The 12578-nt window shown below is 32.3% G+C and carries 9 protein-coding genes; 5 read left to right on the top strand and 4 right to left on the bottom strand.

The window, feature by feature from the left end:
- Positions 1–7: 7 nt before the first annotated feature.
- Complete coding sequence (locus UH7x_RS16085; RefSeq protein ID WP_482360945.1) at positions 8–1030, top strand: AraC family transcriptional regulator; 1023 nt, start codon at positions 8–10, stop codon at positions 1028–1030.
- 168 nt (positions 1031–1198) lie between these two features.
- Here UH7x_RS16085 and UH7x_RS16080 read toward each other — a convergent pair whose 3' ends face one another.
- Together UH7x_RS16080 and UH7x_RS16075 are read right to left on the bottom strand one after the other, a co-directional pair.
- Positions 1199–1780, bottom strand: a complete 582-nt coding sequence (locus UH7x_RS16080; protein WP_482360944.1) for a superoxide dismutase family protein — start codon at positions 1778–1780, stop codon at positions 1199–1201.
- A gap of 56 nt (positions 1781–1836) precedes the next feature.
- Entirely contained in the window at positions 1837–2328 is a 492-nt protein-coding gene (locus UH7x_RS16075) for a YciE/YciF ferroxidase family protein (protein ID WP_482360943.1), read from the bottom strand.
- A gap of 195 nt (positions 2329–2523) precedes the next feature.
- Here UH7x_RS16075 and UH7x_RS16070 point away from each other — a divergent pair, with 195 nt between their 5' ends.
- From UH7x_RS16070 to UH7x_RS16055, 4 genes are all read left to right on the top strand, one after another.
- Positions 2524–2961, top strand: coding sequence for a BLUF domain-containing protein (locus UH7x_RS16070; protein WP_482360942.1), 438 nt, complete (start codon positions 2524–2526; stop codon positions 2959–2961).
- 54 nt (positions 2962–3015) lie between these two features.
- Positions 3016–3591 (top strand): Crp/Fnr family transcriptional regulator, encoded by a 576-nt coding sequence (locus UH7x_RS16065; RefSeq protein ID WP_482360941.1) that lies wholly within the window; start codon positions 3016–3018, stop codon positions 3589–3591.
- A 163-nt stretch (positions 3592–3754) separates the two neighbouring features.
- Entirely contained in the window at positions 3755–4168 is a 414-nt protein-coding gene (locus tag UH7x_RS16060; protein ID WP_482360940.1) for a RidA family protein, read from the top strand.
- A 6-nt stretch (positions 4169–4174) separates the two neighbouring features.
- Positions 4175–4990 (top strand): DJ-1/PfpI family protein, encoded by an 816-nt coding sequence (locus tag UH7x_RS16055; RefSeq protein WP_482360939.1) that lies wholly within the window; start codon positions 4175–4177, stop codon positions 4988–4990.
- A 220-nt stretch (positions 4991–5210) separates the two neighbouring features.
- Here UH7x_RS16055 and tamL read toward each other — a convergent pair whose 3' ends face one another.
- Both tamL and UH7x_RS16045 read right to left on the bottom strand, forming a co-directional pair.
- Entirely contained in the window at positions 5211–7559 is a 2349-nt protein-coding gene (gene tamL / locus UH7x_RS16050; RefSeq protein ID WP_482360938.1) for a translocation and assembly module lipoprotein TamL, read from the bottom strand.
- On the bottom strand, positions 7556–12568 hold the full coding sequence (locus UH7x_RS16045) for a translocation/assembly module TamB domain-containing protein (protein WP_482360937.1): 5013 nt from the start codon (positions 12566–12568) through the stop codon (positions 7556–7558). Before UH7x_RS16045 ends, tamL begins: the two co-directional genes overlap by 4 nt.
- Between the last annotated feature and the right edge of the window lie 10 nt (positions 12569–12578).

Raw genomic sequence — 12578 nt, 5'->3', positions numbered from 1 at the left:
ATACACTATGAACACCTTAACTATAAATTCGTCAAAAATAAAAGACATATTTCAACAACTTAAGGGTAACCTTGGTGGTGAATTACAAGTAGATATTAAAGAACACGTTTTAGAAATAAATAATCATTTAGGTAGTGGTCAAATAAAAGGTATTACTTTAAAGAGTGGTATTTCATATTTGGAATTTGATATGAATTTTTCAGAAGATTTTACGTTGATTACCGAATCTAGTAAACAAGCACCTATATGTTTTGCATACTGCACACATGGTAAAATTGTACATAGTTTTGGATCAAATGGAGAGAAACGAACGCTAGAAAATTTTCAAACCGGAATATTAACTAGTAAATCGCTTCAGGATAATATCATCTATTTTGATAAGAATGTAAACTTAAAAATGACATTAATTATCGTTAATCCTTTACAAAAAGAATCAGACCAAAAGACCTTGAATTATAAACTTCAAAATTTATTTTTCCAAGATAATGTAGCTGACAATTTCGCTTATATAGGATCTTATAATTTAAAGATTGCTGAAAAAATTCGTCAATTAGCAGCTGTAGACCAAAAAGGAATTGCTAGAAGTCTTATGATTGAAGGTTTGGTTCAAATGATTCTAGCTTTAGAAATACAACAACATACAGACGATTTAAAAAAATCATCTCAAAATAATGGATCTTTAAATAGTTGGGAAATGGAAGCAGTAAAAGAGATTTCTCAATTTATACATAGCTATCCAGAAAAAAATCATACCGTAACAGACTTATGCAGAAAAGGTGGTTTATCTCCTTCTAAATTGCAAGAAGGATTCAAACTAATGCATGGTACAACCGTTATGGATTACATTAGAGAAGTACGTGTGTGTAAAGCTGAAGATTTAATTAAAAATACAGATCTAAATATTTCTGAAGTAGTATACAGTATTGGTTTTACCAGTAGAAGTTACTTCTCAAAAATATTTAAATCAAAATATAATTGTAGTCCAAAACAATATAAAGACCAGCAAAATTTGATAGCAATGTCTGCATAATTATTAGGGTGATGATTGTTAGGTTAAAGCCGATTTTCACAAATCGGCTTTTTGTTTTTATTTCAAAATTATTTTTATACAAATTATAATTGATGGTACTAATAGAATTATAACTTCATAAAAAGGGCTGCTTTAATAGCAGCCCTTTATTATAATATTGATCTTACTTTATTTAATAATACCACTACAACTAACTCTAGCACCTGCATCACCACTTGGTTGAGAAGTAAAATCATCTTTACCTTGGTGAACAATTACAGCCTTATTTAATATATCTTTACTTTGATCATCGCATCCTAAACACCATTGATCACCTGCGGAGAATTCTACTGTCGCATCACCATTGGCATCAGCGGTAAAATTTCCGATATCACCTTTGTGATATCCGCCCTCATCGTTCCACTTACCATGGGGTTCCATTGTAGGATTCCAATGCCCACCAGTAGACTTTCCATCTTCCGAAGAGCAATCTGCCTTTTCATGTAAATGAATTGCATGTTCTCCCTCTGAAAGCCCCGAAAATAAGGCTATCATTTTTACAGTATTATTATCCTCTGTAAACGTCACCTCTCCCCTCACCTCACTATTACTTTTAGGTTCCATCACAATTGTTAGATACTCTATATTTTCTTTATTACTTTGAATTATAGCCTCGATTGGCGTTTCAGCAGTTCTTTTATTTTTTACTTCTTTACAACCATAACTCCCAATTAAAATTAGACCTAGTGTTGTTATCGTTATATTTTTCATGTTTCTTTTATTTTAAATTATCTAAACTTGATTTAGTCATTAAGTTAAAGTCAGAATTAATTTTGATCAATAGCCTTCCTATTCAATCTACCTTCAGCTAATTTGTCAAGTTTATTATCAGTATCATACTCTTCGTCCAAAGTTTCTTGAAGTGTTATGGCAATACTTCGGTATCCCAATTCTTTCGCAAAACGCACAGCGGTACCGTAACCCGAAATTTCATAATGTTCTACCCGTTGAGCTTCTGCAATTAATCCTGCATCCATAACATCTTCCGTAGTAGCTTCTGCAATGAAGTTTTTAGTTTCTTTAATGAGGCCCTTCATTGCTTCGCAAGGTTCGCCAGCAGGAGTAATATTCAGTTCTCTGCAAATAGTTTCCAACCTACTTTTTTGCAACTTTGTTTCTGCTAAATGATCTTGAAATGTTTCTTTGAGCTTATTATCACTGGCTTTTTTTATCATTTCTGGAAGCACTTTAACCAGTTGTTTTTCAGCACTATACAAATCTTTTATTTGATGTTCAAATAAGTCTTCTAAAGTTTTCATATTATATTTTTTAAATTCTTAATACTCACATCAATGTAAATAGAAATAATACTGCATCTTAACCAGATGAATCAAAATAGTATCTCAAAACCTTGTGCTAAATGAAATTTTTTAAAAATTGGAAGGAACTATAAAACTTAAGATTTATTTAAATAAATTACTGGAATTATTATCTTTCCAAAAAGAATTCAATTAATGTTCCAACTAACCTATATTTCAGTTGCTTCCCCTACTATAAATACCCAAAACATAAAGGATATTTTATTAGAAGCAAGACTTGCCAATTCGCAAAAAAATGTGACAGGTTGCTTGGTTTATTATAATCAGAAGTTCGTGCAAATTCTAGAAGGAAAGCAAAGCGATGTGATTGAAATATATGGTAAGATTAAAAAAGACAATAGACATCATAATGTAAAAAAATTATGGGATGGTGATGTTTCAGGAAGATATTTTAATGATTGGAATATGGCATATTACCATGGCACATCAGATTTGAATGGTGAGGAAGAAAAAATGTTCCTAAAAAATATGCAATTGCTTTCTGAGTTTTCATCAACTTCAACAAGTTCATTATTAATGTTCTGGAGTACTGTTAGAAACCTTTTGAATAACGACCCTGTAAAGATATCCTAATTACGCTAGTACTAAATTAGTGCTAAGTGTGATTAAAAAAATACCAAATCTATATTGAAAAATCTATACAATTTTTTAAATGCTATTTCTCCTATTCAAGAAAACACTTGGAATAATGTTAAAACCCTTTTTACAGAGCATTCATTAAAAAAAGGTGAATTTTTTTTAAAAGAAGGTGAAGTTGCTAAGAATTTTGGCTTTCTTCAACAAGGTGTTATTAGAGCATTCTATCGTAATAATGAAGGACAAGAATATAACAAACATTTCTTTACCCAAAACAATATGATTGGTGGTTATTCTTCTTTAGTTACTCATCTCCCAAACACCATAAATCAACAGGCGTTAACGGACTGCGATTTACTAATAGGAAACTATAGAAAACTAACTGATCTATTAGACCAACATCAGGATTTAGAAAGACTCTTAAGAAAAATTGCTGAACACTATTTTGTTGATAAAGAAAAACGAGAAGTAGAAATTGTGTTGTTAGAAGCAAACAAACGATACGCTATTTTTCAAACAAAATATCCGCAATTGGAACAATTAATCCCTCAGTACCATATTGCCTCTTACCTAGGTATTACACCGACACAACTAAGTCGAATTAGAGCCCAAAATAAGAAGAATTAGTTTTCTTTACATATGTAAATGTCTACGCAGCTATTGTGTATTTCCTTTGTAACATAATTAAAACTCTAAAATTATAATGCGAAGGATAATGTCATTTACAATATTGTCAATATTGTTTTCGTGCACAGAATCAGAAAACGTAGTCACCAAAAAAAACAATAGTATGACGCAAGAAAAAAACAATTTTATTAACCCAGAAAAATTATTTAATCCAAGGCAAAATGGCTTTTCACATATTGTAAAAGTTCCGAAAGGAAAGGAATTATATTTTTTCTCAGGTCAATGGGCTTCCAACACAGAAGGAAAATTGGTATCAGAAAATTTTGAAGATCAAGTAAAGCAAACGGTTTTTAATGTAAAAACAGCTCTAGAAACTGCTGGGTTATCAGTGAATGATGTAGTGAAACAAACTATTTACATTGTAGATTTCACTGTTGAAAAAAAGAAAATATTGATAGAAGTAGCATCCAAAGAATGGAGAGTTAAAAATTTCCCTGCCAGTACTATAGTTCCTTTACCATTATTAGCTACAGCTCCGAATTGTCAAATAGAAATTGAAATAATCGCATCTAAATAACTTAAAATGAGAAATATAACTCTAATAATTCTAATTATGATTAACGTCTCTCTTTTCGCTCAAAACAAGAAAATTCTTTTTGTTTTGAGTGCAGCTAACACTTTAGAATTAAATAATGGACAAAAGCAACGACAAACTGGAGTCTTTTTAAATGAATTTTATTTGGCATATAAATCTGTTTTAGAAAACGGATATACCGTGGAATTTGCTACACCAAAAGGTGTTGTCGCAACAATTGACGAAGAGAGTATCTATGATAAATATTGGAAGGGATTTTTAGATGTTAAGAATGAAGCAGTAGAATTTATAAAAAAAGATAGTTCATTTAATTCACCTATTACATTGGACAAAGCAATTGATAATCAGGGTGATTATTTAGGTATTATTATTCCAGGTGGACAAGGTTTAATGATAGATTTAATAGAAGACATAAACATTCCTATTCTTTTAAAAAAATTTGCAAGAGAAAACAAACCAACCGGACTTATTTGCCACGCTCCTAGCCTTATTTTGACAATGCCGACTGTTGATAATCCATACATTGGATATAAGGTTAATTCTGTATCACCTTTTGAAGAATTTGTTATTGAAAAATTTATAATGAAAGGAAAACCTAAAAACAGAAAAATAGCCAAACAACTAAGAAAATTGGGTTTGAAATATAGAAGTGGAATGCCAAAGTCGAACTTTGCAATTAAAGATAGAAATCTTGTTACTAGTCAAAATCCATTTTCGAGCAGCTCTTTTAATAATCTTTTTTTAGAAGCCCTATTAGAATATTTAGAATCACAAAATGAAATGCTTGATAAAAACACCATATAATAAGATAAAATAAAAATAGCGTTTAGGTTATACCTTAAATCGATTTTGCATTTTATTAATTATCATACTTCCCAAAGGCAAGTGTATTAAACTTGCTACATAGCATAAACTAGTCAATAATATTTCTAAATAATAAAATGTAATAAATAGGAAAAGTAAAACTTCCACTTAATAATAGTTGTATTACTAAATAAATCCATATAAATTTTTAAGCTGAATTTTAAAATGGATATCCAATAGCGAAATTAAAAACCAAATTATCACTACCACCATCAAAAAAAGGTATTCGACTACGTTCACCTTCTGCCAAGTAAGGTACTCGCCATGGTGACGCAAAGTCAAATCGAATAACAAAGCTTTGGATATCTACACGTAAACCAAAACCTACTCCTACTCCCAATTCTTTTATCCAATCCGAACCAATTTTACCCTCAGCTAATAACTGTTCGTTGAATTCATTGTTTTCCTCTGATTCGTCTTCTGGAATTTTTATTTGATCTGTCAACCACACATTTCCGGCATCTATAAATAAGGCCCCTTTTAAATATGACAAAATTGGAAATCTATATTCCAAATTTGCTTCCAGTCGAAGATTACCTGATTGGTCAAAAAATGACGAAGTATCATCTTCATCAGAAATAAAAGAACCAGGACCTAATGACCGTATCTGAAAAGCACGAACGCTGTATGGTCCACCAGAAAAAAATTGTTTTACAAAAGGAAGTGTCGTTGAGTTACCGTAAGGAATACCCCACCCGGCATACATACGACTTACTAAAGCTTGCTCTTTTCCCCATTTAAAGTAATATCTAAAATCTAAATCTGCTTTTACAAATTGAGCATATTCCAAACCCAAAACCGTTCCACTTCCACCATCAATTAGACTAAGCGAATTACCTGCAATTTCAAAACTTGTGGATGCGTATAAAGGACGTGTTTTGTTAGCGTCCACTAATTCATTATAGGTGAAAGTATAGTTGAGACCCGCAATAAATTGCTGTTCAAAGCTTTCTGCCAAATACGAATTATTTTCTAAGATTTCTTCAAATTCTGTAGTGGTATTAGAAAGATTAACGTAATTAATACTTATTGGATTCAATTCATGATATACAAATCGGTTTTCATTCCAGGTATAGCCAAAAGAAGTATTGAATGAAGTAAGCGTATATAATTTGCTTCGATTGAGAATATCGCCCCCTAAACTAATTTTAGTTTTGGGTACGGCATCATTAAACTGACTGGGAGAAAAAGGAACCAATTGCGGAATAATTAAGTTTGCTTGTAATCCTCCTGCAATACTACTTAATCCGCCATCATTACCTCCCAATATTTGGGCTTCATAACTAAAATCACCCGTAATACTTAATGTTTCACCGCCTTTAAAAAGGTTTCGATTATTGTATGTTACTGCAATTCCTGGGCCTGTAAATCCGTTTGATTTTGTAACCGCTTGTAATTCTGTTCGTACAGATCTTTTGGTTAATGGAGAAAGAAAAATATCAGCATCTAACGATCCCGCACCGTCTACAGCAGTAGTATCTTTTTCATTAAATCGAATATTCACAAACTTGTAACTTCCTAAATCTGAAAGTCGATTACTCGTTAATCGCGCTGTCTGAGCATTGTATTTCTGTCCTTCTTCAAATAGCAAATAGGGTTCTAATTTTTTAGGTTTAAAAAAGTCTTCCTTTTGAACAAAATGAATATCATTTACTTTTTTTATTTCTGTTAAGTTACTAGTGTCATTTTCTATAGCATAGTTGGGATACACTGTAATTGAATCTATTTCGTAAGGAATAACTGATTTACTAGGTGTGCCTTTTTTCAATCGAAGAAACAAATCGAACTTTTTATTTTCATATCGATTTGTATCTATTTCAAAAATTAAAAAATCTGGATTAAAATTGTAATATCCTTTTTGTTTTAATTCTTTGTCAATTCTCTCGCGTTCGAACTTCAACAGCGCAAGATTGAAACGACTACCCTGTTCTATTTTCGTTTGTGCAAGTGTTTTTTCAATATCATTATAAATTGAAAGTGAATCTTTATCAAGTTTAAAATTTTCAAGTGTATAAGGTTTAGGAAGTTCGGCTGAATAATGTACTTCTGCATATTTATTAGTAGTATCAATTTCAGAACGCACCTTACTATAAAAAAAGCCACGATTATCCAATCTGTTATACATGAGTTCTTCCACTCTTTGCGAATTTACATCGGAAAGATAAACGGGTTCTTCTCCAAATTTTTTATTCAACCATTTATTGATAAAACCTGGTTTCTCTTTTTGAGATTTGTAATGATAATATAATCCCAATCGCATGCCTAAAACCGTTGAATTTGGTTCGGGTTGTATAAGGGTCTCCAATTCTTGCTCTACTTTCTTTACGTCGTCTATATCTTGATCTGCAGTCGTTTCTATAGCTGCACCCGAATAAAGTATTTCACCTTCTGGAATATACTTATTAACCCCACAGGATGAAACTAGTATCATCAAAAATACAATAGAGTTACCCGCACCCTTTTTCAGTGGATTGAATTTTATAATTCTATTAGATAATTGAAGCCTCATTCTTTTCTTTTTGTTTCGTTGGTTTCCTTCTTATCTTTTGCATCTTGATTCTTTTTACCAGATGCATTCTTATCTTTTAAAGGATTAAATAAATGGCTGAACTTATTAAACTCACGATTAAATATTAAAGCAATACCAGTTACTATTAATTGGCCGTCAATAATATTTTCATATTCACTTTTACGAAAACCTTTCAGTCGATACCGTCCATCTTTTGTTAACAAATATTCTAGACTTACATTGCCAATTATAGGAGTTTCTTCTTGTCCTTCTTGCGCACTACCTTCTACATCTACGGCACTACCTGCAGTAACTATTACCCGATCATCGAACAATTTTTTCTTAGCATTGATATTAAGCTGTGTACGATCCTGTGGACTATCGCCTTGGTAATCTGTAAAACTATCCAAATCAAAATCAACCTCAAATCCAGAGCTTCCAAAAACCTTATCCGAAAATGTGTTTAGTTGTCCAGAAAGAACTCTATTTACATTGTCACGTGCGATTGCAGCAGTACCACCAGAACTACCATCGCTTCCAGAATCAGAATAAAAACGGTTTAAGGCTAACAACGAAAACACTTGTTTATTGAGTTCAGATTCTTGTTGATTTAGCTGCTGTACCCTAGTATATACTGTACCTCCAATAGCGCCTTGGTCATCCTCGGGCATATCAAGACCAAATGATAAATCAGGTTGTAGCAATTCTCCATCAACGTTTAGATAAACGTAAAAAGGAAGCACTTGTTGATACTTACTTTGCACACTAACATCTTCACCTGAGGTTACTGAAGACATTAAAGGAGATGCAGAGGTTTCTAATTCGTATACAGCTGTAACATCTAACTTAGCATCTGTTGGATTACCTTGCCAAGTTATTGTGCTACCGGGGTTTATTTCAAATCTTCGTTTTACAAAATTATACAAGTTGGTCTCATAATGTCCTGAGTTCAACTCATACCTACCAGAAAGGCCAATTCTACCATTGGGTTCTATGTTTAGGTTTAGGGCTGCATCACCAGATATTTCTAAATTATCACCAGTACGTTCATCAATAATAATTTTAAAATCAGCATCTTCTGAAATCTCTAATACAGCATCTACATCTATTCCCTGAAAAAATGCAGGGGTTTCTTCTTCATCATTTCTTGTGAGAATGGCATCTGGTTCGTCACGGTTTACAAAGACTACGACACCGTCACGTTCTTCTATATCCAATTGAGATTCTGGCACAACATAAGTGATGTCGGTTATTTTTCTTATTCTGAGTTTTCCATCAATTTTAGGGAGTTCCAAATCACCATTAACTCTAATAGCAGCATGCATGCTAGCCATTCCGTAAAACAACTCATTATCTTCTTTGGTTGAATTTAAAACCTTGAATTGTTCGGTTTCAATTTTTAAATCAAATTCTGGATTCAATAACGTTGTTGTCAATATTGAACCATCAACCGATAGGTTACTGCCATCCATATCGGCTATATTAAAATTATCGAAGTACAATCCATCGGTATTAACTTTAAGGGTTTCCTCAGATATTTTAAAAACAGAATTCAAGCTTGAAATATTAAAGTCCGCATCATTAAAATTTATATTTCCCTTGTAAATAGGAGAAGTGGCATTCCCAGAAAAATTAATTTTACCTGAAATTGACCCTTGGGAATCTTTTATAGTTCCACCTGTAAACCCTTCAACTACTTTTAGTTTAATTTGATTTAAATTGAGATCTAAATTAAGTTGAGCACCTGTTTCTTCTGCAGCGTAGTTTCCAATTAAATCGAGATCTGCACCACCGTCCTTTAATTTTAAATCAAAATCATACGTTGCATTTCCAGAAGAGGAAGCATCTAACGAAAGCGTACCTAGTGGATTCTCTATTATTTCTAAATTGTTAATATCAAAATTGGCCACCAATCCTGTTGCACCAAATGGGTTTTCTAAAATAAAGTCTCCTTTTAATAAACCTGATGCCAATTTTTTATCAGGATTTAATAAACTTAAGAATGTCTGTAGCCCAAAATTTTCGAAATGTAATCCCACATGTTCCTTTTCCACACCCTCCATGGTATTTGAAATAGTTAGCTGCTGATTATTTAGACTCATTACTACATCCTTAAACGCTAAGAAGTTTTTGGCAATTAAAATTTCATTGCTTTGTGGAATAGTCCATAACTTTCTATTAAGGATTAGCTCCTTAGGCTCGATATGAAATTGAAGTGTATCTTTTTTTAAAGTCATTTCAGAACCAATATGAGCAATTTTTTCTTCGCCATTAAAAGAACTAAAGTCGAGACGGAGTTCCTTGTCTTTTAGATTACCCTCAAAAAATGTATGCCCCATGTGGATAGGATTTGAAACTAATCCAGCTAAACCAGCGGTAAATTTAAGGTCTTTGGCATTTCCTATTACTAAAACATTTAAACTATCAATTGTACTTCCACCATATTGCACAGAAGGAACTTTAACCTCAGCATTTAGGTTTTTAGTTAAAGCGTCAAAATCAGCTTGAATTAATATTGAATCTAATCGTTCAACATTCCTGTAAAATACTTCAGATAATATGGGTGTTGAATTTAATTTTAATTTCATCTGTACTTGCACCGAATCTTCTAATACCTTCGTATCTGCCTCATCTCCAAAGTAATTTTTTAGCTGATTGTTAAGTGTATTAGTTATTCCTTTGGGACTAGCATTTGATTTTAAAAATCCATTTATAAAATCACTATCAATTGTAACTTCTGTATTAAAAGAATCTATTGCAGAACGAATGTCAATATTTCCTGTTTGGTATTGTTGATTATCATAGACAGCAGTGCCATTTAATATATTGGCATTTAGTTTAAAATCTTGAGGATTACCAGAATAATCTGCCTGCAGCTCTAATGCTGCTTTAATATTCTCTCTAGAAACTCCAAGTGCATACAAATCAGCACCAATAACATTGAGGTCTAATCCGATTTTTGAGTTTATTGAATCAAGCACAATCTCGGTATTGGCCAATAAATTTAAATTGTCGTCTTTAAAAGCCATTTCTACGTTACCATTTCCATTGGTTATTTTACCTTTTATGTCAAGGGCTGAGAAGTCATAATCTTTGATTACTAACTGGCTGAAATCAGAAATAATTTCAGCATTAAGATTGTTTATACTACTGCCTTCACCAAAAAAACTTGTGGTAAAAGAAATATCGCCGAAGGCTTCATTTTTTAAGAGCGTGTTCAGTTGAAGACTATCGACTTGTAAATCGCCATTAAAATGAATTTGATTTTCTTTACGAATACTACCTGTAAGTTGTGCTTTACCCTCCGGAATTTTTAATGTTACGAGGGTTGTGACATCATCCAAACTACCCATCGCAGAAGCTTCTAAAATAACAGATTGCGGTATAGAAATTCCGAGTTCTTCTTCTGATACAAAATTTAAAATATCCTTGCGTTCAGTTGAAATATTGATGGTGTTAAAAGCATACCTTAGTGAGTCTTCTTGCATTACATGCTGAATTTTACCTGCTGCAACAAGCGAAGTCTCCCCCCATTTGAATTGCACATTATCTATTTCGAAATCAGCAAGAGTGCCATCAATATTTACATTTCCATTTATAGGATGCTGAAGTGATTTTTTTAAATATTCATTTTCAATTAATTGTGGTTGAAAAAAAAGCGCATCATTAACCCCTAATGCTATAGTTGGTAATTGCAAATTAATTGCAGTTGATTGTGGAGTAGCAATAAGTTGTTGTACAGAATTATATTCCAATTTAAAATCACCCGCTGCTTTACTGGAATTCGTGATTGCCCTAAACCCAGTTAGAACAGCTGTATTGTTATTTATACTTGTAGAAAATGCTAAATCATTTAATTTAAATCCGCTTCGTTCGATAAAAGAAAACTCATTTAGCTCAAAGCTTATTTCTTTAGGTATATACTCAAAACCCGAAGCGTTAAAAGCAACATTTGTAAATTTAACTTCATTAGGGTTAAACTTTCCTACTTCAGATATAGTGTGTCCAGATTTATAACTGATTGAATTGTTAGCTAATGCTAAGGTATTTGCCTTTAAGAAAAAATCAGGCCACTTGAAGTTTACTGGCTTTGAAGATTTCTCTGCCGTGTCCTGTACTTTTTCTGAAATTGGAACACTTAGATTTACGATAGAATTTTCAAAGGAAAGTGAGTTGAATGCAACATCATTATTTGGTAAATCGGCTATTACTTCTTGCAAAAGAAAGTCGCCAATTTGCACATTAGCCAGTACACTATCTAAAACTGAATTGTATCCAGCTTTTACGTTTTTTAATTTGAAGTTGTTTACTGAAATAAATGGTAGTTGTGATTGCGCGGTATCATTCTCTATAAAAGCTTTTGTCTGTTTGTAATCAATTTGCGTGTCTGAAAGTTCAACAGCATCAAGCTCTAAGTAAAAGTTTTCAAGGTCTGTATGTTGCGCTTCCAATATCAAATTCCCTAACTGTATTTCACTATCAACACCTAAAAAACCGTCATCATATTTGATTTTAAAATCTTTGAAATTTAGGTGCCCAAAATTTATCTGCATTGGTTCAGTTTCGCTGGTGTCACTTGTAGTATCATTAGAAGCCAAAGCATCTATCAAAAAGTCAAAATTAAAACCCTCTGAATTATTATCTCGAAGAATATTGGCTCGAAGTCCAGTCCATGATGCAGATTTTAAATTAAGTTCATTACCAAATATCAAAGGTGATAAGGCAAGGTTTGCTTCTAGGGATTTAGAATAAAATAGTGTATCGCTTTTTTTATCTTCTAGATATAGTTCTTCCAGAGCAACATTCCCAGAAAAAGTAATGAAAAGTCGGCCAATTTGTACTTCGGTATTTGTTTTGTCCGATACATAATTGGTCACTTTAGAAACGATGATGTTCTGCCCCCAAGAACTTCTTACAAAAATTACAACAGCAACAAATAAAAAGAGAACACATGCGATTAAGATGGTGAGTCGCTTGAGCCATTTGTATTTTTTATCTAATTTTTTCACATGATTGTGT

This window comes from Aurantibacter sp. UH7, assembly GCF_056839165.1.
Note: the sequence above shows the minus strand (reverse complement) of the source record. Positions and strands in the feature narration are given on the sequence as shown.